Below are 20,851 nucleotides of genomic sequence, written 5' to 3'. Positions count from 1 at the left end.
TGATTTTAAACATAGCCATAAAAGTTATTTTCTTTTATAAAAAGGCGTCTTGATAACTTTTGCCTTCAAATGCTTTCCTCTTATTTCTACTTCCACCTCTGTACCCAATAAAGCATAATCAACTTGAATTAACGCAAGCCCAATGTTTTTCTTTAAGGTCGGCGACTGAGTACCAGTAGTAACTTCCCCAATACACTTGTCATTTGCAAATACTTTATAGCCATGTCTTGGAATACCTCTGTCTAACATTTCAATTCCAATTAACTTTCTTGATAATCCTTCTTCCTTTTGTTTCTTTAAAGCTTCCTTTCCGAAAAAGTAAGCTTCTTTATTTAATTTAACGGCAAATCCAATTCCAGCTTCTAATGGTGAAATATTTGCCGTTAATTCTTGCCCATATAATGCAAGTGTTGCTTCAAATCGCAAAGTATCCCTTGCACCTAAGCCGCAAGGAAGTACCCCTAATTCCTCACCTAACGATAATATTTCACGCCATAAGTCTTTAGCATCTTCCCTTTGACAATAAATTTCAAAACCATCCTCGCCAGTATATCCAGTGCGGGATAACAGAACCTCTTTGCCTGCTAAATTCACCTTGTTCTGAAAGTGAAAATACTTAATTCCAGCATAATCAACAGAGGGATTTATTTTTTTTAATATCTCTTCTGCTAACGGACCTTGAAGTGCTAATTGAGCAAAATCTTCTGATAAATTAGTTAAGATAACATCTCCAGTAGTATGTTTTTGGAGCCATTCGAAATCTTTCTCGATATTGGATGCATTCACCACTAACAAATAGTGATTGTCTGCAAGTTTATATGTTAATAAATCATCTACCGTTCCACCATTTTCGTAGCACATTGCCGAATATTGTGCAGCACCTATTGTGATTTTTCCGATGTCATTTGTTAGCATTTTTTGAAGAAAAGCTAAGCTACCGCTTCCCTTCACTTCGATTTCGCCCATATGGGAAACATCAAATAACCCTGCTTTTGTACGAACAGCCTCATGCTCCAGCTTTATACCGGAAAATTGTACAGGTAAAGCCCATCCTCCAAAATCGATTGTCTTTCCTCCATACTCTTTGTACACCTCATATAATGGTGTTTGCTTTAATAAAGCCAACGAACAGCACTCCTATCCCCTATGTATTAGACTTTCTCATTTATCCCATTAAAAAACGGCAACAAAAAAAGACAGATAACCCCCTTTTATAAAAAAGTAAGGTCTCTGTCCTTGCACCTGAAAGTTTACCGATTAATCGGCTGTCCCCTTTGGTGGCTTACCTATATGTAAGCACTCTCCAGAGCTGCGTCCAAATAGAGTTCTTTTGCCTGAGAGATTCACAAAATACTTTGCTTGCTCCTTCGGCGCTACGAATGTAGTCTCTCCCCTATTTCTCATCCGCGATTCATAAAATTTTCTTAATTGGTCATACTAAATACTACCTGAAAAAATGTTTTCCCACCTGACAGTTGCCTTCCACTTAAAGCCTTATGAAAATTCGTGAAAGATAGGTGGGAGGTACTTTCCGTATAGTGCGATTGGTTCAACTAACCATCAGGAGTGTTGAAGGAAAACGCCACTGATGAAAGTTTCTCTAATTTTAAAAAGTAAAAACCGATTATTTATTGGTCATTTTGAATTTAATGTTCATGTTCTGTCCAAATATAAATAAATTGTGACAAAATTAAAAACTTTTTTACCCTTTTATCCTAACATCCGAACGAAAAGGTGGCAATATATTTTTTGTTTTACTAGCATTCTTTTTTCAATCCTTTTTATACATACATAACTTTTTAGCTTTACTAAATAAAGTAAGAAAGGACGAATAATATATGACCGTTCAAATCCATTTTGATGATTCATGGAATGATCAGCTACTAAAGCGAATTTCAGATGATGGTCCATGGGCCAATTGGGAATTATATAAACTAGCAGTAGAAGTAGAACAACATAATATCATACCAGACTTCGAGGGTCTAAAAGCCCCTAAGTACTTATCAGAGCTTTCTCCTTTGCCCCACCAACTTGAAGTTGCAAAAAAGGTAATCGAAGATATGAATGGAAAAGCTATTTTGGCAGATGAAGTTGGTCTTGGAAAAACGATTGAAGCAGGATTGATACTAAAAGAATATATGATTCGCGGATTAGTAAAAAAAGTGCTGATTTTAGTTCCTGCCTCTCTTGTCACACAGTGGGCTTATGAATTAAATAGTAAATTCTACATTCCCGCTATGGTTCAGCGCAAAAGCTATGTTTGGGAGCAATGTGACATTGTCGTATCTTCTATTGATACAGCAAAAAGACAGCCACATCGTGATATCATAAACAATCTGGACTATGATTTGGTGATAATTGACGAGGCCCATAAGCTGAAAAATAATAAAACAAAAAACTATGAGTTTGTTCAAAATTTAAAAAAGAAATTTTGTTTACTATTAACAGCTACTCCTATTCAAAATAGAATTAGTGAAATCTTTAATTTAGTATCTTTATTAAAGCCCGGACATCTTGGTAGCGAATCATCCTTCTATGAAAAATATAAAAAAGATGCCCGCTCCATTGATGATGATGAGAATCTAAAAGCTTTGGTCAATAAAGTAATGATCAGAAACAGACGCCATGATACAGGGATTGAATGGACAAAAAGAATTGTTGAAGCTGTCCCAATTGAATTTACAAGAGAAGAAAGAGCATTGTATGAAGGACTAGTAGATTTAAAAACAGAACCCAATCTTTCTAGCAATAGTGAAAATTCCCGCAGTCCTTTTTCGATGATTACATTACAAAGAGAGGCGTGTTCCAGCAGGGAAGCAGTGTATTATACTCTGCAAAACATGGCGAAGAAAGTGGAAAATCCAACACCACAATTCCAACAAAGAATACAAGAACTGGTAAAAAAAGTAGAAGCGATTCAGCAAAATTCAAAGGCAAACAAAGCACTTGAGCTTATTAAGAAGATTAATGATAAAGTAATCATTTTTACTGAATATAGAGCTACGCAACTTTATTTACAATGGTTTTTGAAACAGCACGGTATTACATCCGTTCCATTTCGCGGTGGATTTAAACGAGGCAAAAAGGATTGGATGCGAGATCTCTTCCAAAATCATGCGCAAGTATTAATAGCAACAGAGGCTGGCGGAGAAGGGATTAACCTTCAATTTTGCCACCATATTATTAACTTTGATTTACCATGGAATCCAATGAGACTAGAGCAAAGAATAGGACGAATTCATCGACTTGGTCAAAAAGAAGATGTAAAGATTTATAACTTTGCCGTTAAAGATACTGTGGAAGATCATATTTTAAAATTATTATATGAAAAAATCCATCTTTTCGAAAAAGTAATTGGGGAGCTAGATGATATTTTGACGAAATTGGACTTTGGCAATATGGATGATTATATGGTTGATATTTTCTCCCACTCAAAATCAGAAGGAGAAATGAAAATCAAAATGGATAATTTAACAAGCATGATTGAATTCGCACAAAGTATGAAGGAAGGTGAGCCATATGAAGCAGCAGGAAATTCATCAATTTCTTGAACGATTTTTTGTCGCAAATGATTGTGAGATAGTAGAGAATAAACCTGGTTACCTAACTGTCCAATTAACAATTGAAATGGACAAAGAGTTAATGAATCGACCTTTTTATTGGCATTATCTTGAAAAGACTGGTGGCGTCCCAAACCCCGCCAGTCTAACCCTCATTACTGATCCAAAGCTTGCACCAGAGGATTTGAAGGGCGAACAGATACACTTTGGGTCTCCACGTCTTCATCAACTTTTTGCTTCTGCAAAAAATTTATCAAAGTATATTCGTTTATATGAATATAAAATAGCACAAGGCCAGCAACAAACAGCATTAAAGCCATGGCTTGCTCTTAATGTAAAAATCTCCTATCAATGTGACAGAAAACGGGATGTGTTTCAATCGATTGGTCTGCAGCTAATCAATGGCCAAATAGCAACAGATTTCCAGGCAAAAGTAGAGAAAATGAACCTTTCTGCCAAAATTCCTGATTATGCGTTTACTCTTTCTCCCTTAATCATGCCGAAAAGCGGGATAACAAGAATTGAAAACATGATAAAACAATCTTTATTATTAGAAGATCATACATGGGCAGAAGAAGCGAAGGAAAGGTGGAAAAAGGATTTAGAATTGCTAGAGCATTTTTATGAAGATATGGAAGACATGGAGGAAGAACAAGAAACCTTGGAAACGGAAAAATTAGCTCTACAGGAACAGTACGAACCAAAGATTAATATTTCGATTATTAATGGCGGGCTATTCTATTTAGCTTCAGAAGCTGTCTCCTAAACCATAATCATGAAAAAAGGAGTAGATTTATGCTTTAATAAGCTAAGTCCACTCCTTTTCATAACCTATCTTCTTACATTTCTACGCTTAAAGCTAAACATAATTAAATAAGGTAAAACTCCAAACCACCTCAGCATAAATGGTTCTTTCAGCCCTTTTCTTTCCGCTCTTAACTTTTGCCTTTCTTCTTTAGGCTGATCCATGTACTGGACAAATGTTTGGGTTAAATACTTCACATAATCGTTGGTATTCATTTAATCACCTACTATAGCATTTGTACTAGGATAGCCCTATCGTTTGGTTTTTATTCATTCTATCCATTTCGTCATTTTATTTTGCTCCATATCAAAGTAGCTTACGGCATAAATCGGCTTTATCCCCGCTTGCATATTTAATTGATAATCGATTTTAAAAGTAGTACTCGAATTTTTTTCGATTGTATAAAAAACATTACCATGTAAAAAAGTTTTTGTACCAGCAAGTTCAGGATGTTCTTCTGTAGAAAGTTCATATTCAATTTCTTTTAGGGAAGACAGGAAATAATATTCTTGCATATTGCTATTTCTCACACTTATTTCTATCCCTTTTTTCTTTTCATAAAGACCATATAAAATAAATAAGAAGGAAATAAAAAGAATATACACACAGAGCGATAATGGATAAATAAACCCTTTGTTATTCATTTTCCATTCACATCACTTTCCATGCGGAGATAAGATATTATACTTGCATCTTTTTTCTTATCAAATCGGTTAATTACCTCTATTCTAAAACCATTCTTATTCCTTTTAAACTCTACATCTTTAACACCTTGTAATGCGACCTCATGCCCTGTCGAATCTACCCGCCTTCTTATACTGCTTTCATATTTTTCATAAATAACCACTCTGCTATCCACATAAAGCAGTAATTTGTTGTTGGAAACATCCATATTCTGTGCAATCTTCACTTCTTTTTTTAATTCTAGGATGAACACTTCCCATTCCATATCCTGTAACTCTATCTCGGAAATTTGACGGTTAACGATATGTTTCAAAGGAATGCTTAGTAAAGAAAGAATAATAGAAAAAATAAAAAAGCAAAGAAGCATTTCCAATAAAATATAACCTTTATTATTCAATATCAACCCTTTTTTCATTCGATGAACACATCGCATATTTCTTTCTTCTTCTGAAATATATTATTATATTGGATACAAACTGTATTATCTATTTTCCAAAGGATTGTGTAGACATTCCCCTCTTTTTCAATAGATGTATTTCCTTTTTCTCCTTCTCCTAATTTAACTTCCATTAAATAGTGATAAAATAGGTCATTTACCATCTTCCCTTCTTCCGAATCTTCCAATTGCTTTAACACATGCACATAAATCGGCATCCAAGTCAAAGCAATAAGAAGCCATATTGTATAAGCCAATAAATATTCCGGTAACATAAAACCTTTACAATTTAGTTGCATAAAATCGCCCTTTGCCAATTAAAATCGTTAATTTATATGGCTGCTCTCCAATTCGGAATTCATATGTCCCAAATTTAGAAACGTTCCCTCTCGTATTGATGGTAAAAGAGATCGTGTTTTCATTTACAAAAACAATATCTTCATTGTAATAACGATCCACAATACTACCCACATATTCATCTCCACGGATGCTGTAACGATTTAAATTCGGATATATTTTTACTTGAAGAAGCGATTGATTTGCGATAGCAAATGCCTGGGCATAATAAAGATCTGCCTCTAATTGAGTAATAAACTGGTTCTCATTAAGTGTAGTTTGCTGGGAGGTGACTATGAACACAGATAAGGAGGAGAGAATCACCAATAATGACATTGCAAAAACCATTTCTATTAGTGTAAATCCTCTTTGATTTTCTATCATGGATTTTCCGTACTAGCAGTAGTAACTACGCCATCTGTAATAATTAATTCCTTGCCATTCGTACATTGCTCTTGCTCTTCTGTGATATAATTATCCTCTTTCAGCGCAGAGATACTCGCAGGATATTCTTTATGCTCCATATAATAGGACTGAACCTCTGCTTGTACCATCTTTGTTAATGCTTCACAACCTGTGTCATTTATCTTTGAATTATGCTTTGTAATATTGGGAATTGTCACAATTAATAATATGGAAATAACCACCAAAACTATCATCATTTCTATTAGTGTAAAACCCTTTTCATTATTCATTTTGTTCTCCTTTCAAAATCCATCTAAAAGCTGAAACATTGGCATTAATACAGATAAGTAAATGGAAACAATTAAAATTCCCACAACGGAATACAGTGTAGGTTGAAGGACCTTCATTGTTTTTTGTATATTCTCTTCTATTTGCATAAGGCAATGATTGCCATAGTAATAGAATTCTTGATCCAGCTTTCCATTTTCTTGACCATGCTGAATAATTTGAAACAGTTCCTTATCTAAAAAAGTAAATAACATAAAGGCTTGATCAAGACGATCGCCTTTTTTCAACTGCGAAATAGCAAGTATACCTATTCGAGAATACAGCTTTTGCTCTTTGTTTTCTTCAAAAAATTGCAAACATTCATAAATCGAAAAGCCACTAGATAATAGATAACTTAATTGCAAAGATAAAAGGTAGGAAAAATAATGCCTGACAATTTTTCCTATGAATGGGATTCGCGCTAGTAAATTCATTTGAACTATAATATCCAGTTTGCGGAAATATACATAATAAGAGACGTAACAAGCAATAAGAAGAAGTAATAGAAAAGCGAAGAGAGAGGGAATAACCTTACCGATTATTTGGACAAAGAGTAGAAAGAAATTCTTATTTATATTCATCGTTAGAAAAATGGAATTAAACTTAGGAATGAGGATACTTTGAACAAAGAAAAACAGAATAAAAGTAAATAATAGAAGAAAAAGAGGATAAGATAGAATCTTCCTTAATTTTTTGATTGTATCTTGTTTATTCTGAATCATTTTACTTGCATCCTGAAACGCAGTTGCAAATCCTCCATGCTTTTCAGCAAAATACACAAAACTAATAACTTGGCGATCAAAATTTAACCTTACAAGGTTTTCAAAAAACGTATCTCCTCCTTTTAACGAACCATAACAAGCATTTATATCTTCCAATCGACATTCCGGCATGTAATAACGCGAAGATTGAACCGCTTCTGCCATGGAATAGCCCCTATCAAGCAACTCCCCAATACATTTTAAAAATCTAGCTTGCTCTAAATTAGTCCACGCCTTATTTTTTTTCATCATAAATCCATCGTTCATATTCCCCCTCCTTTATATATCCTAATGCTATCCCTTTACAAATGATGTCCCCTAATGTTTTATACTTATAACTCCAATCATCTGTCCTGTTATTAAGAATGTTAGCAATCATCCTTCCAGTTATCATTTCAAATACAGTAGATCTTTTTAATCGATCATCTAAACGGTAACAGAAAGGTGAACAGCCATCATCACAAAATGGACATACCATTTCTACTAGTCTTTGTGCGGTAACAGCAATTAAGGTTTGTTCAATTTCTGTCTCCTTTATGCCAAATTCGAGCAATCGATGAATCGCACCTTTCGCATCCCTAGTATGCATGGTAGTTAATACCAAATGCCCTGTTAAACTCGCTCTTATTGCAATATGAGCAGTTTCCCTGTCTCGGATTTCTCCAACCATGATAATATCGGGATCATGGCGAAGAATCGCTTTTAGTCCTGTTGAATACGTAATACCAGCCTTCTCATTAACCTGAATCTGCAGTACATTTTCTTGGGGCTTTTCAATCGGATCTTCTAAGCTAATAACATTTCTTTGGTAGAGGTGAGCATTTTCATTTAAGAGGGAATAGAGTGTTGTCGTTTTGCCAGATCCAGTCGGACCTGTGAGGATAATTAACCCATGAGCGTGCTTTAATAAAGAGATTAATTTTCGAGAAACATTTGGAAATAAGGAGATATGGTAGATTGGAAGCATATTTTTGTCGTAAAGAAGGCGAATAACTAAACTTTCGTGAGGGGAAGAAGGCAAGGTTGATAAACGTAAGCCAATATGTTGACCATTGATGTTTGTAGAAATAGAGCCATTTTGCGGTTTTCTTCGTTCTCCAATATCCATGGATGCCGTAAACTTAAAATGAGAGATTAACTTGTCACATTCCTCCGCAGTTATTACTAATCTAGTAAGCAAATGATTAGCAATCCGCAATTGAAGGACCGATTCCTTTTGTCTCGGGGTTATGTGAATATCAGTAGCATTTTGCTCCACTGCATCACGAATAATACGATTGGCTAAAGCTTCAATAGATAACACTTTTCATAAAACACCACCTTTTTATTTATTCGTCTTTATATTTCGACATAAAAAAAGAAATTCCTTCATTTTTTATTATTTTTTTTGCATTTATTCAATTAGTTATTTATTAAAAATGCAGATTATTTCTAGACTAATATTTCCGATTAATTTCCATTGTTCTTTTAAAAAAACTTCTGATTTTGAATAAAAAACACCGACCAAGCCATACTATATATATCAATTATATTGGGCTATAGCCAAGTGGTAAGGCAACGGACTTTGACTCCGTCACTCGTTGGTTCGAATCCAGCTAGCCCAGTAAAGACCCAATTTACATGGGTCTTTTTTTATACATATGAATTCGCTATTATTCATTGTTAATTTTTTTCCGAAAATGAGAGAAATCATAGAAAAAAATTCCCTTCTAAGCTTAAATAGCAGATATAAGTTGAGATATTAACTCCTTTTTAAAAAATTGTTCATTATATGAAATCTTGCCGTTTATTTTAAACACAGACGTATATACATTTAGTTAAACAAGAGTCAATAAAAACTACCCCAGTCTGTCTTGATTTATTTTACACATTCATATCATCATGTTGAATCTGTGACTTTTCGATTTGAATAGTTGCATGGTCTATTTTAAACTTATCTTTTATTCGAACAATCGCTTGCTGAAGAATAGCTTGACTGTCTTTTTTATCATCAATTAACATATGGCAGCTTAATGTATCAAGCCCAGAAGTAATGGTCCATATATGCAGATCATGAACATCGATTACTCCTTCTATTTCTTCTAACACCATTTTCACATCTTCTTGGTTTATTGTTTCCGGAGTTCCTTCCATTAATATATGAGTAGAATTTTTTATTACTCCCCAACCGCTTTTTAAAATTAATAAAGCAACTACTACAGATATTATAGGATCTGAAACATACCAATCAAAGAATAACATGAGTATTCCAGCAATAATTGCACCAACGGAACCTAATGCATCACCCAGTATATGTAAGTAAGCACTTCGTAAATTTACATTGTTATGCACATCCCCTTTCTGCATTAATCCCACCGCGCTAACGATATTTGCTAACAATCCAATTGCTGCAATGGTCATCATTGTTCCACTAGCAACCGTCGGAGGCTCGGCGAACCGTTTTATAGCTTCCCAAATGATAAAAAAAGCGATAACAAACAATGTGGCGCCATTAAATAGGGCCGCTAAAATTTCAAAACGATAGTATCCATACGTTTTACTAGGCGATGTTTTACGGGACGCAAACCGGATTGCAAGAAAACTTAAGAAAAGAGAACCAGCATCACTTAACATATGACCTGCATCCGATAATAAAGCAAGACTATTTGTAAGAAGTCCTCCAAAAAACTCTAATAGCATAATTCCACAGGTAATTAATAAAGCCAAAATTAACCCTTTTTTATTACCCTCTCTTGTTGATTCGAAGCCATGGTGATGATGGTGATGTCCATGCTGACTATGATTATGCTCATGAAAATTCCCCATATTTTTTCCTCCTTCTATTTTTTAAAGAAAATTACTTACCTTTCGGATTTATCAAACCAACAGAAAATACTCTTTTCCCTATATTTTGTGGTAAAAAACTAATTTTATGACCAACTGATAAAGGAACCTCTCGTCTATTAAAACGCCAGCTGAAGTTATATCCAAAAGTTCCAGCCTCCACTACTAAAACAGCTTTTGAATATTCTAGATGAAGAGAAGGCTGCATTACACAAGAAGATAAAGCAGTGCAAAATGAAGAATAGATGATGTTGATTAGCTTCTGTTTTAATTAGAGCAGCTTGCCCTCCATCAATAATGGAAACAGCTATTATCTCCTTTTATATGAATATATGCTCATATATTAATTTTATATCTCCTATTAATAAATGTCAATTTTACATTTGAATAATACAATATGTGAACGGAAAAAACATAAAAAAAACATTATAAAGATGGCCAAGCTTCAAATGGTGAATATGTACAATTTATGAACAAAACCTTGTGAAGTTGTGAACATTTTATAAACTTATCGTTTTAACCATGTTTATGGTAGATTGCTATATTATAATAAAGAAAATTAGTTCCCAGGAGGAAACAATTGTTATGGAAAATACACTAAAAGTTACAAATGTATTGTCTGACCCAACTCGTTTCTATATTTATCAATACATTACTAAACGTCATCAAGATGTAACCGTTCAAGAAATAGCAGACGAATTTTCTATCCATCCAAACGTAGCCCGCTTACATTTATCTAAATTAGAAGATGTAAGAATGCTCTATTCTGAAACAAAAAAAACAGGAAAGGGTGGCCGTCCAAGTAGACTATATCGTTTATCAGATGAGGTCATACAATTTAGCTTTCCATTTAGAAATTATCAATTATTAAGCAGTATTTTATTAAGATCCCTTGAAAGCCTCGGTGCAGAAGGAAGTAAAGCACTATATGAAACAGGAAAAACATTTGGCAAAGAGATGATGGAACAAGAAATTGCCCGTTATACAAATAATACCGCAGCATTATCCAATGGGGATAAACTACGGCTTTTACAAAATGCCAGCTTAATGACAGGGCAACTGCCAGCATTAGAATGGAATGATGATGAAACTTCCTTATATTTTGAAATATACAATTGTCCATTTAAAGAAGTTGCAATGGAGCATAAAGATAAAGTATGTACAATGCATCAATCTTTCTTTACTGGTATGTTTGAAGCATTATTTAAGGATGTTCAGTTAATCGAAAAACAGAATATTATTTCAGGCTGCGATCAATGTGCCTATAAAACACAAGTTCAATAGGAAAGAAAAGAGAGTTTCCTGTAATTATCTGCAGAAATACAACTTTTATTCAGGTTATCCATTTCTATATAATTGTTACTTATCCTTTTAACGAGTCTACTTATTTAAAAATGAACTATTTATTTTATCTTGCATTAGGATTCCATATTTAATATATGACAGCATGTGGAATACACAAATGTCAATCTATTTGCCACGTAAAGTGTAGATAAAAAAACTCCTTATTGTTCAAATTGCGAGCAATTAAGGAGTTTTTATATGTTTCTATTTAGCTTGGTTTACTTGTTTTTTTCTTCTAGCAATATAAAGGAACAATATGCTAGCAAAAATCAATATAAATCCGATTAACAGATAATTATAAGAATGTGTGCCTGTTTCAGGGAGTTGGTGGGTTCCGTTACTTTCTTTTCCACTTCCATTTCCTATATTAGATACATTCTGACTATTTTTGTTATTTTCTTGATTTACCGTGTTGGTATTATCATTATCTATTCCTTTTCCAGGATTTTCTGAGTCTTGTTCATCCTCTGTTCCGTCATCTGGATTTTCTGGGTCTTGTTCATCATCAATTACTTCACTTTGTCCGGAGATAGTAACATTCAGATCGACATACGTTCCAAATTGATCTGCCGCCGAAACTCTTACAACTATTTGACCGTTTCCTTTTGCAGTTATGACTCCCTTTTCGTTTACAGATGCAAATTCGTCACCACTTATTAAGTCATAATTTAAATTCTTGTTGGTTGCAAAGGTAGGATATACTTCTGCCTCAATTTGTGCTGTTCCTTTATCTTCTGTAATTGCGATAGATTTTGTTATTTTAATGCTCGTTACCGGAATAAATACCTCTGGGTCAATATCTCCAATTTGGGCTTCTTCACTAATAATCAAAGTACCTTTACCAGTTATTTTGCCGTTTATTTTCAATGTACCATTAATAGTTAAGGAAGCATCTTTAGCAATCTCTAAAGTTCCATTAATGGTTAAATTACCGTCAATTGTACGATCACCAATTACTGATACTTTTTTACCTTCTGGGATAACAGAAGCATCTGTTGTTGGAATATCCACTTCTCCGTCCCAAATAAGTTCTGGTGTTTGCTTCAGATTATTAAACTTCACTATATCCTCTCTTTGAGAATTTAACGAAACAGTTACGTTCGCTTCTTCATTAAAGGAATTCCAACCATAAGCATTTACACCATTACCTAGACTAACATCCTTTATGCTTGATCCAACCATTGAATTAAACGCATAATCCCCAATATATTCTACACTATTTGGGATAGCCACTTTATCCATGCTATTTAAACCAGAAAATGCATTGCCCCCAATATATTTTAAATTATCTGGGAGATTTAGTTCTTTTAATGATTCTAAATCTGCAAATGCACTAGATTCTATCATTTCTACGGAATTAGGTATTTCTAGCTTCTCCGCTTTCTTATTTCCATAAAATGTGTATGCAGGTATTTTCTTTGTTCCGTTTGCTATATTAATTGATTCATATTTATTTCCAGAAAAAGAAACTGCCTTTAAATGAGTTAACCCATCTGGTATAGTAAGCTCTTTTTCTGTCCATTCACTTGCTAACAATGGATCCCATCCTAAATAGTTTAATCCATATTCTTCAACTAATTGTAGGTTTTCAGGAATATTCATTGTGTCTAATCCGTTAATTTGATCAAACGCTCTTTCACCAATTTTTGTAATTGTATCAGGCAACGTAATTTTCTTAAGATCCTGATTTCCTTGGAAAACATAATCATAAACACTTGTCACTGTATAAGTAATATTATCCCCTTCATTTGTAACTGTTTCAGGAATAACAAGTTCTTGTAGTTTCTTATTATTTTCAAATTGAGTTACTTCAACTGTTGTTGCACTAGTTGGTCTATAAATCAATGAACCTACCATAAATTGTCCACTGACATAGTCAGTAAAGCTTACCCCACCAGACTTTAATGGATTGGTGAATCCACTTCGTCTTAATTCGAAAGCAACTTGATCATTCGCAACATTTACTGCAGCTTCTCTTGAAATTCCTGTAAAGGCATCCTTACCAATTGTCTTGACGTTTTTACCAATTTTCACTTCATTCGCTTTCGTACTTTGAGCAAAAGCGTATGTTCCAATTTCTTTCACAGAGTTTGGAATGACAATTTTTTCAAGACTAGATATGTCAGCAAATGCAAATTTCTCCACTTTAGTTACAGTTTCAGGGATATCTATAGTAGTTAATCCACTTGATTGAAAAGATCCGTACCCAATTGATGTAACTGATGTAGGAAATTCAATTTCTTTAAGTGAAGATGCTTTAAAAAACATAAACTTAGGAACTGCTTTCATCTTCTCTGGTAATTTGACTGTTTCTAAACTTGCACTATCTGTAAATGCAGCTTCTCCGATATATTTTAGTGTGTCAGGTAAGATAAGTTTTTTCATTGAACTAACAAAACCAAAACTTTGTTCTCCAATACTTTCTAACCCTTCTGGTAAAGTCAATTCTTCAAATGCATCTATAAAGAGAAATGCAAAAGAACCTATTGATTTGATGTTCTTAGGTATATTAATTTTTGTAATACTTGCTCCATTAAAGGCATTGTCATCAATTCTCTCCACACTGTCTGGCATTTTTACATTAGATAGTGCAGATGCATAGAAAAATGCACTTTCCCCAATAACTTTTAATCCCTCGGAAAATTCTATCGAAGTTATGGAATTATTAAAATAAAATGCTTTAGCTCCAATAGAGGTTACTTTATATTTTTTTCCGTTATTTTCTACTTCAGATGGTATATAGACATTTCCTTTGATAGTATCATAGCTAGAGAATAGTTTATCTGGCTCACCTATTAATTGTACTTCGTCATTACTAGTCACTTTATAATAAAAGTTTTCATATTGGAAAGTGTCATTTAAATCTTTACTGATAATAGAATGGTCTGCATCTATTGACATATCGCTATATCCTATTGCATCATCTTCGTCTGGTTGTTCAGGATTTTCTTCATCAGGATCCTCTGTTTCACCTTCCCCTGGCACGTCCGTATCAACGTAAACCTTGATAGAGGAAGTTAGTCCTGTAACGGCAGTTGCAGTAATGGTTACTTCACCTTTAGCTATTCCAGTTACAACACCATCAGCATCAACAGTTGCTATTTTGTCATCAGAGCTTGTCCAAGTTAACGATTTATCAGCTAAATTTTCTGGTTTAACTGTTGCATTCACTTTTTTCGATTCGCCTATTGTCAAATCTAAGTACTTGTCTAATACAATTGCTTGTGGGCCGATATCCACATAATTTGTACTAATGTTATAAGCATAATCGAACCCAAAGATACTTAATCTACCTGGATTTAATGACTGGTTCGCAAGTTCTTCTCCAAGATTTGTTATATCTGCACGAACTGTGCTCGTTTCTCCTTTTTTCTCCACATAGTCTATTCCAAGTTCAAATAAAAGTACATGTCCAGCGACGTCCCCAACAAGTATCTGTTGAATATAGTTATCGTCTTTTACATCAAATGTTAGGTATACTTTGCTATCCTCTTTAACAATGTCGACATTTTCTACTGTTGGTGCTTCTGTATCTACAGTAAAAGGAAGATCGAGCGTTTTTTCTGTATCAGTTCCTGCAATTTTACCACTTACTTCATAAATCAACTCCGTACCACTTGGTACTTGCTGTCCTTTTTCATCCTTTCCATTCCAACCTTGCATATTCAGAATCGGTATATATGCACCTTGAGTGGAACTAAAGAAGGTTTTACGGGCATCACCATATACATAGGACCAAACATCCTTATCATTTGCATCTTTGATTTTAAAGGATAAATTTTCTGCATTTCTTAATAAGCTTGTTATAGAAGTAAATATTCTTGAGTTATCCCCATTTAATGAAGGAGAAAAAGCAATTTTTTCTTTATCATATTTACCTGTGATAGCATTTCTTCCTAAATAATATCCGCTTCCTGCAGCGTTCGAATTAATCATTATCGTTGATGTTTGTGTAGTAGGCTGGATTTTATCATATACTGTGTTATCAAAAATGGAAGGATCTGTCCAATTACCATAGTATCCTAAGAATGGAAGAGAAAGTGTTGCATGATCGCCTTTTTCATCATATAAGCTTGTGTAACCTTCGCGCTTTTTCTGTAAAAGTGATCGTCCCACGTTGAACTACCGCAATCTTATCTTTAACATCTAACTCACTATAATCCTTTTCTTCCCCAATTCCTGGTACCATTACATAAGCATATTCCTTGTTATCAAGTGTCTCCAATACATCATAGGTGTCTCCATCTGTGTTAGAAGCATTTTTATAAGGAATATTTTCATCCCCTACTTTAAAATACGGAGAATTATAAACTGTATTTTCCACACTTGCTACAGATAAACCTGCTGCAAAAGTTGATGGTGAAGACACAACCGCATTATCTGGATTTGACGCTAATGGCATGTTAGTTCCATATGTATTATTAACTACAGCATTATCATCATTACCAGCAGCCATCAATAAATTAACGCCTGATTCCGATACCCTTGTATACGCTTCTTTTACTGCTTCTTCCCCTATTTTTGTGAAGCCAGCACCTGATCCTAAGCTCATATTAATGGAATCTGCACCTAATGAAACAGAGTCATCTAATGCAGCCAAAATATCATCATCATAGGCTGATCCAGTCCCATCTGAAAACACCTTCATAATCATTAATTGAGCTTCTGGAGCAATACCTTTAATTTTATCACTATTTGCTGCAATAGTTCCTGCTACATGCGTTCCATGGTCTATATCACCAATGACATTCGGGTCTTTATCTGCATAATCATATCCAAAAGGAACCTTTTGACTTGCAAACACATCATCTGACGATAAATCTCCAGCATTTAAACTAACGGAAGATATAAGTGACGAAATATCACTTTTTGAATATTTTGAATTTTGTGGGTCTTTTTGAAATGCTTCATGATTTGTATCTAGTCCCGTATCAAGAATAGCTACAATCGTTTTCTCTCCTTCATATCCAAGCGCTTGCGCTTGATCTGCCCCAATCATTACACTACTATTTTTCATTTGTATATCATTATTTGCTTCAGCTGGAAGTTCATATTTCACAGCCTCAAAAATTCTTTTTACACCAGATATTTTCTCTATTTTTTCAATGTTTTCCCGTTTTGTCTCTAACGAAAAACCATTCATAACTACTGTGTATCGATAGTTATCTTTAAAACTAGCATCTACCTTTTCAGAGATCTTTTTCATTACGGAGTCTTGTTCCCCCATAATATTATTTGCAATTTCCTTTCCCTTATTAGAATTAATAAACTCAGATGGTTCTTGTTTACTTTTTGTACTGTAATAGTCTAATACTGGTCCTTCCTCTAATTCTACTATTACACGAACCTTTTCTTGTGGATCATAACCATATTCCTCACTAATATTTTCTTTTTGAGAAATATTTAATTCACCCTCGGCTTTTTCCATAGTTATATAACTAGTATTCTCTTTTGCACTTACATAGTTATTACTAAATGGTGTGATTGTACTAAATAATACAACCAATAGAGTTAGTAGAGTAGTAACTTTTTTGCCACTCTTTAATATACTCATTTCCCCTTCCCCCTAAACTATTTATTTAGAAAATTCAATTACTTTAATATAATATCATGTAGTTAGATATGTTTCAAACTATATTTTAGATAACAATCTAATTTAGTTTGTCTTTTATTATATCGCTGTGATACTATTACATTAAAGTAAGCGTAGTTGTAAGTACCCTTATAAAAAATTGCATAAATAGTAAAGGAGCTACCTAATGGATATATCAATAACATCTAAATATGATGTTTTTACAGAATGTATTTTCTTATTGGAGAGGAGAAATTTACCAGAAGGGGATGAGTTTCCTAAAACAATCTATGATGTTATACAAAAGATATGTGAAAAGTACAATATCCCTTTTGAAGAATTTTCGGATGAAATTTATATTTTAGCAGAAGTAGAAAATTTTATTATGGACAATCTAGAAATCGAAGAAAAAAAACTACTTTTCTATTTTGGCATTGAATCACAATCGGACTATTCACTTGCATGGGCATTATATTATACAATACGTAAACAAATTATTTTTAATGATAATGATTATGAGAATCCCCATGAATTTGATTTAAGAATACAACTTATTGGACTAGTTCTTAATTATAATCTTGAAGGAAAAGAAATTAAAACAGAAAAAGATTTAAATGATTTCTTAAGAGATTATCAGTGTACAATAGAGGATAAATGGTTATGTACTCAAGTATTCTATAATGCTGGTAAATTTCAGAAGGAATTGCTTGAAATATTGGAAGAAGTTTCTGATTTATTTAATCAAAAAGCGAACATTCTGCAATCTTATATTGACGCCTCTGCTATCTTTCTGAAGGAATATTTCTTGAAGAATCCTGAATCTAACATAATGAAACAATATAATTTACAGTTAAACTCAAGAGAATTAATTATCATTCCGAGTGCAATGGGGTTTAATACATTAAAATGGGACCATATGGATACAGATGGTCCGGAATATTTATATGCTGGAATTATGTACCATAAAATTGGCTCACTTATTCAAAAATACAATCACAATGAAGAAACCCTATTAAATCGCCTTAAGCTTTTAAGTGATAAAAGAAGACTAGAAATCTTGAAAGCACTAAAAAACGGTCCCTTGTGCGGACAAGATATTTCTCAATTACTCTCACTTACGCCTGCAACTGTTTCTCATCATATGAATTTCTTAGTAAATGAGGGATTTGTTCGGGTGCAAAAAACCGGTGTGCGAATTGACTATTACTATGTACCAAATGAAATGAATCTCTTCATGAAAAGCCTAAATAATGTTCTGCTATAAGTTTAATTTGGTTCTAATCAAAATTATTAGGCTTTTTTATTAAGATTGATACTATTAAATACTTTAAATTCATAGGAGGTTTTCCCTCCTAATTGTAACACTTTTAAGTTCTTCTATATTTGTAAGGTGAATCCAATAACAAAAAGCCCATCCTACCAATACTTGCTGTTTCAGAATTATTTTTCGCAAAAAAAAGCCACCAAATGGCAGCTGGAATTACTTTAAGAAAGCACCAATAGATTAATGAGAGGATTATTTGCTCTAAATCCCTATATTAACCCATTAAGACTTCTTTCCTCTCTCTTTTCTTCGGTATCACTTACATACTAACTTAAAAGCCGTTAATATACGGATTATGATCCATTTCATGTTCGATTGTTGTTTTTCTCCCATGACCAGACAGTACAATCGTCTCTTCAGGTAAATTTAAAAGCTTCTCGTGAATGCTATTTATTAATGTACGTTGGTTACCACCAATTAAATCAGTTCGTCCAATACTTTCATAGAAAAGAGCATCGCCAACAAATGCCCAATTCTCTTTTTTAAAATAAAATGTGACACTTCCTGGAGAATGCCCTGGTGTCTCCATCACTTGAAAGGTAAAATCTCCAATTGTCATCTTAGGATTCTCATCCAAGAAGTGCTCTGCTGGTCTGGTAACTACAGGATTGGGAAGTCTAAATGCCTCACTCCCATTTAATTTCGGATCAATCAACCACTCTTCTTCTTTGCTATGTACATAAACGGGAATGCTATAATCTGTTCTAACTTCCTCCACTGCACCAATATGATCAAAATGTGCATGGGTTAAAAGAATTGCAATAGGGGATAATTCTAACTCCTGAATCATCTTATTCAATTTTACTCCATTTGCACCTGGATCTATTACTAAACAATCCTTCTTTTCATTCCATACTAAATAACAATTGGTCTGGATTGGCCCTAAAGGAATTTGCTTATACTCCACAAAATCCCCTCCTATTTATTCTCTAATTGATTTACTACCCGTTCCACTTTATCTTCCATTTTTCTAGTGATGTCTCTTCTGTCATCAATTCTGATGTTTGTGCAAACACGCACAAGACCTTTTTCAAATGGAACTTCATGCATTGCCTGAATCACTTCAAATAATGTTGGAAGTTCTCCTTCAATAATCGTGTTCATTGGTGTTAATTGGAAGCGAATTTGGCCTTTTTCCTCATAGTTCATTAAAACTTTTTGAATGTCTGCTACATACGCACTTACACTTGGAGTTTGTGTGCCAACTGGTATAACTGTTACATCAACGATTGCCATAATTTATTATTCTCCTTTCTCTTCTATCAGCCAATGGATTTCATCTATTATTATTCGATTTGAGTTCATTCCTATGATGGCATATTTTTATACCAACTTCAACTATTGAGCAATATTGGACGTAAACAATGGTGTAATATCTCCAGTCTCCATATTCAGCATATTTTCAAAATAATAGCCATAAAGACAGTACTTTCCATCGCTTGAAATTTGAATTGGCTGATCTTCTAAATCTTTATCGGCAAATAACTTTTTACTCAGACCTGTTTCCATATCTACTTCAATAAGTTCAAAACCCTCCTGATACGTTTCTGCATTGCCATTTCTTTCAGGAGTAAAGGTAAGAAAGCTATTTTTATAAATGGTATAGTTCGGAACTAACCAATTTGCAAATTTTGATAATCGAGGAACAGAAATACTCCCTTGCTTCTTAATATTTGCGTCATAAAAAGTATAAACTGCCTCTTCTTCTTCTTCCCCCTTACTTGATATAGTAAGTAGAAATTCATTTTTCTGGTCAATAAAGTAAATATTAGCCAAATCTATTTCGTTTTCTTCTTCCGTTTCCAAATTAAATATTTTCAGCGGGGCATATAATGACGGATTGCTTTGATCCCAGTCAAGATACATTACCTTTTCCTTCGTTAACCATTGTGGAAAAGGAGTAGAGACAGGAAAATCACTTAATACATTTTCCTGAATATCCAATGTGAATACTTTACTTTCCCATTCCTTGGTTAAAGTTGTAATGAGCAATTCATTTTCATTATGAGAATTCCATGAAAAGTCTGTTTCATAGCTTTGTAGCTTTCTAGAAAGTATTTCATTTCCTTTATAATCAATTATATGAATTTCTCCTTCTTCCTCAGAAAGAGCCGTATAAATTAACAGTTGATTTTCATTTAAAAGAACATTAGATAATTCTTCTTCCGACTTATATAGAGGGATATGCTTTCCTGTATAAATATTATAAGCATAAATTTCATATACCCCTTCATAGATAGAAGAATAACAAATCGTATCTTTCTTTATCCAGCCATATACTTGCTCAAATTCTCCTTCAATTGGACTTATAGGAGGAAGCATCGCGTTGTTATCAACATCATTGTCCTTCGCTTCATTTTCACTGGCTGAATCATCATGTCTAGGAGCACAGCTAGACAGAATTAGTGTGAAAAAAGTGAAGAGAAGAACTATTCCTAGCGTGTTTCTCTTACCTAATGAAAACATTTTTCACA

19 protein-coding genes, 1 tRNA gene and 2 riboswitches are annotated in these 20,851 nt (G+C 33.7%); of the genes, 5 read left to right on the top strand and 15 right to left on the bottom strand.

Annotation, left to right across the window (positions count from 1 at the left end; translation table 11 throughout):
* Positions 1 to 24: 24 nt before the first annotated feature.
* A complete protein-coding gene (gene gcvT / locus ACTQ5K_RS04405; RefSeq protein WP_031535301.1) occupies positions 25 to 1,125 on the bottom strand; it encodes a glycine cleavage system aminomethyltransferase GcvT in 1,101 nt (366 codons plus the stop codon).
* A gap of 103 nt (positions 1,126 to 1,228) precedes the next feature.
* Positions 1,229 to 1,309, bottom strand: a riboswitch (glycine riboswitch).
* A gap of 3 nt (positions 1,310 to 1,312) precedes the next feature.
* A riboswitch (glycine riboswitch) is annotated at positions 1,313 to 1,404 on the bottom strand.
* 434 nt (positions 1,405 to 1,838) lie between these two features.
* Between gcvT and ACTQ5K_RS04400 the strand changes: the two genes are divergently transcribed.
* On the top strand, positions 1,839 to 3,551 hold the full coding sequence (locus ACTQ5K_RS04400; RefSeq protein ID WP_031535303.1) for a DEAD/DEAH box helicase: 1,713 nt from the start codon (positions 1,839 to 1,841) through the stop codon (positions 3,549 to 3,551).
* On the top strand, positions 3,520 to 4,326 hold the full coding sequence (locus ACTQ5K_RS04395) for a YqhG family protein (RefSeq protein WP_031535306.1): 807 nt from the start codon (positions 3,520 to 3,522) through the stop codon (positions 4,324 to 4,326). The genes ACTQ5K_RS04400 and ACTQ5K_RS04395 overlap by 32 nt, the downstream gene beginning before the upstream one ends.
* Positions 4,327 to 4,391: 65 nt before the next feature.
* Here the strand turns inward: ACTQ5K_RS04395 and ACTQ5K_RS04390 are convergent, their stop codons facing one another.
* From ACTQ5K_RS04390 to comGA, 8 genes are read right to left on the bottom strand one after another with little or no spacing between them, the layout of a single operon-like run.
* Complete coding sequence (locus tag ACTQ5K_RS04390; RefSeq protein ID WP_031535307.1) at positions 4,392 to 4,580, bottom strand: YqzE family protein; 189 nt, start codon at positions 4,578 to 4,580, stop codon at positions 4,392 to 4,394.
* 54 nt (positions 4,581 to 4,634) lie between these two features.
* Entirely contained in the window at positions 4,635 to 5,009 is a 375-nt protein-coding gene (gene comGG, locus ACTQ5K_RS04385; protein ID WP_031535309.1) for a competence type IV pilus minor pilin ComGG, read from the bottom strand.
* On the bottom strand, positions 5,006 to 5,446 hold the full coding sequence (gene comGF, locus ACTQ5K_RS04380; RefSeq protein WP_031535311.1) for a competence type IV pilus minor pilin ComGF: 441 nt from the start codon (positions 5,444 to 5,446) through the stop codon (positions 5,006 to 5,008). The genes comGG and comGF overlap by 4 nt, the downstream gene beginning before the upstream one ends.
* Before the next feature lie 14 nt (positions 5,447 to 5,460).
* A complete protein-coding gene (locus tag ACTQ5K_RS04375) occupies positions 5,461 to 5,784 on the bottom strand; it encodes a hypothetical protein (RefSeq protein WP_031535312.1) in 324 nt (107 codons plus the stop codon).
* On the bottom strand, positions 5,768 to 6,205 hold the full coding sequence (comGD, locus tag ACTQ5K_RS04370; RefSeq protein ID WP_031535315.1) for a competence type IV pilus minor pilin ComGD: 438 nt from the start codon (positions 6,203 to 6,205) through the stop codon (positions 5,768 to 5,770). Before comGD ends, ACTQ5K_RS04375 begins: the two co-directional genes overlap by 17 nt.
* The gene (comGC, locus tag ACTQ5K_RS04365) at positions 6,202 to 6,516 is read right to left on the bottom strand and encodes a competence type IV pilus major pilin ComGC (protein WP_031535316.1); all 315 of its coding nucleotides are present in this window, start codon (positions 6,514 to 6,516) and stop codon (positions 6,202 to 6,204) included. The genes comGD and comGC overlap by 4 nt, the downstream gene beginning before the upstream one ends.
* Positions 6,517 to 6,528: 12 nt before the next feature.
* Positions 6,529 to 7,581 (bottom strand): competence type IV pilus assembly protein ComGB, encoded by a 1,053-nt coding sequence (gene comGB / locus ACTQ5K_RS04360; protein WP_251629807.1) that lies wholly within the window; start codon positions 7,579 to 7,581, stop codon positions 6,529 to 6,531.
* Complete coding sequence (gene comGA / locus ACTQ5K_RS04355) at positions 7,550 to 8,617, bottom strand: competence type IV pilus ATPase ComGA (protein ID WP_031535321.1); 1,068 nt, start codon at positions 8,615 to 8,617, stop codon at positions 7,550 to 7,552. The genes comGB and comGA overlap by 32 nt, the downstream gene beginning before the upstream one ends.
* Positions 8,618 to 8,846: 229 nt before the next feature.
* Here comGA and ACTQ5K_RS04350 point away from each other — a divergent pair.
* Positions 8,847 to 8,918: transfer RNA gene (locus tag ACTQ5K_RS04350), tRNA-Gln, on the top strand.
* Between the two features lie 259 nt (positions 8,919 to 9,177).
* Here the strand turns inward: ACTQ5K_RS04350 and ACTQ5K_RS04345 are convergent.
* On the bottom strand, positions 9,178 to 10,119 hold the full coding sequence (locus tag ACTQ5K_RS04345) for a cation diffusion facilitator family transporter (protein ID WP_441993756.1): 942 nt from the start codon (positions 10,117 to 10,119) through the stop codon (positions 9,178 to 9,180).
* Positions 10,120 to 10,722: 603 nt separating this feature from the next.
* Between ACTQ5K_RS04345 and ACTQ5K_RS04340 the strand changes: the two genes are divergently transcribed.
* Entirely contained in the window at positions 10,723 to 11,421 is a 699-nt protein-coding gene (locus tag ACTQ5K_RS04340; RefSeq protein WP_251627552.1) for a helix-turn-helix transcriptional regulator, read from the top strand.
* Between the two features lie 264 nt (positions 11,422 to 11,685).
* Here ACTQ5K_RS04340 and ACTQ5K_RS04335 read toward each other — a convergent pair whose 3' ends face one another.
* Complete coding sequence (locus tag ACTQ5K_RS04335) at positions 11,686 to 15,597, bottom strand: leucine-rich repeat protein (protein WP_441993755.1); 3,912 nt, start codon at positions 15,595 to 15,597, stop codon at positions 11,686 to 11,688.
* Complete coding sequence (locus ACTQ5K_RS04330) at positions 15,545 to 17,035, bottom strand: S8 family serine peptidase (RefSeq protein WP_251627549.1); 1,491 nt, start codon at positions 17,033 to 17,035, stop codon at positions 15,545 to 15,547. Before ACTQ5K_RS04330 ends, ACTQ5K_RS04335 begins: the two co-directional genes overlap by 53 nt.
* Before the next feature lie 205 nt (positions 17,036 to 17,240).
* Between ACTQ5K_RS04330 and ACTQ5K_RS04325 the strand changes: the two genes are divergently transcribed.
* Entirely contained in the window at positions 17,241 to 18,317 is a 1,077-nt protein-coding gene (locus tag ACTQ5K_RS04325; RefSeq protein ID WP_031535332.1) for an ArsR/SmtB family transcription factor, read from the top strand.
* Between the two features lie 331 nt (positions 18,318 to 18,648).
* Here ACTQ5K_RS04325 and ACTQ5K_RS04320 read toward each other — a convergent pair whose 3' ends face one another.
* The 3 genes from ACTQ5K_RS04320 to ACTQ5K_RS04310 all read right to left on the bottom strand — a co-directional run bounded on the left by ACTQ5K_RS04320 (position 18,649) and on the right by ACTQ5K_RS04310 (position 20,843).
* Positions 18,649 to 19,284 (bottom strand): MBL fold metallo-hydrolase, encoded by a 636-nt coding sequence (locus ACTQ5K_RS04320; protein ID WP_031535334.1) that lies wholly within the window; start codon positions 19,282 to 19,284, stop codon positions 18,649 to 18,651.
* 11 nt (positions 19,285 to 19,295) lie between these two features.
* On the bottom strand, positions 19,296 to 19,613 hold the full coding sequence (locus ACTQ5K_RS04315) for an MTH1187 family thiamine-binding protein (protein ID WP_251627547.1): 318 nt from the start codon (positions 19,611 to 19,613) through the stop codon (positions 19,296 to 19,298).
* Between the two features lie 102 nt (positions 19,614 to 19,715).
* The gene (locus tag ACTQ5K_RS04310) at positions 19,716 to 20,843 is read right to left on the bottom strand and encodes a hypothetical protein (RefSeq protein ID WP_251627545.1); all 1,128 of its coding nucleotides are present in this window, start codon (positions 20,841 to 20,843) and stop codon (positions 19,716 to 19,718) included.
* Positions 20,844 to 20,851 lie beyond the last annotated feature (8 nt).

Source organism: Niallia sp. Sow4_A1, assembly GCF_052116745.1.
Classification (GTDB): Bacteria; Bacillota; Bacilli; order Bacillales; family Cytobacillaceae; genus Niallia; species Niallia hominis.
The sequence above is the reverse complement of the archived record's forward strand: the minus strand, read 5'-3'. Positions and strand labels throughout refer to the sequence as shown.

Excerpts from the sequence above, each read along its gene's own strand:
- ACTQ5K_RS04395 (WP_031535306.1), top strand. The coding sequence starts at position 3,520 with ATGAAGCAGCAGGAAATTCATCAATTTCTTGAACGATTTTTTGTCGCA.
- comGD (WP_031535315.1), bottom strand. The coding sequence starts at position 6,205 with ATGATAGAAAATCAAAGAGGATTTACACTAATAGAAATGGTTTTTGCA.
- ACTQ5K_RS04310 (WP_251627545.1), bottom strand. The coding sequence starts at position 20,843 with ATGTTTTCATTAGGTAAGAGAAACACGCTAGGAATAGTTCTTCTCTTC.
- ACTQ5K_RS04400 (WP_031535303.1), top strand. The coding sequence starts at position 1,839 with ATGACCGTTCAAATCCATTTTGATGATTCATGGAATGATCAGCTACTA.
- ACTQ5K_RS04330 (WP_251627549.1), bottom strand. The coding sequence starts at position 17,035 with ATGAGTATATTAAAGAGTGGCAAAAAAGTTACTACTCTACTAACTCTA.
- ACTQ5K_RS04390 (WP_031535307.1), bottom strand. The coding sequence starts at position 4,580 with ATGAATACCAACGATTATGTGAAGTATTTAACCCAAACATTTGTCCAG.
- comGC (WP_031535316.1), bottom strand. The coding sequence starts at position 6,516 with ATGAATAATGAAAAGGGTTTTACACTAATAGAAATGATGATAGTTTTG.
- ACTQ5K_RS04345 (WP_441993756.1), bottom strand. The coding sequence starts at position 10,119 with ATGGGGAATTTTCATGAGCATAATCATAGTCAGCATGGACATCACCAT.
- ACTQ5K_RS04375 (WP_031535312.1), bottom strand. The coding sequence starts at position 5,784 with ATGCAACTAAATTGTAAAGGTTTTATGTTACCGGAATATTTATTGGCT.
- ACTQ5K_RS04325 (WP_031535332.1), top strand. The coding sequence starts at position 17,241 with ATGGATATATCAATAACATCTAAATATGATGTTTTTACAGAATGTATT.
- ACTQ5K_RS04315 (WP_251627547.1), bottom strand. The coding sequence starts at position 19,613 with ATGGCAATCGTTGATGTAACAGTTATACCAGTTGGCACACAAACTCCA.
- ACTQ5K_RS04340 (WP_251627552.1), top strand. The coding sequence starts at position 10,723 with ATGGAAAATACACTAAAAGTTACAAATGTATTGTCTGACCCAACTCGT.
- comGB (WP_251629807.1), bottom strand. The coding sequence starts at position 7,581 with ATGAACGATGGATTTATGATGAAAAAAAATAAGGCGTGGACTAATTTA.
- comGG (WP_031535309.1), bottom strand. The coding sequence starts at position 5,009 with ATGAATAACAAAGGGTTTATTTATCCATTATCGCTCTGTGTGTATATT.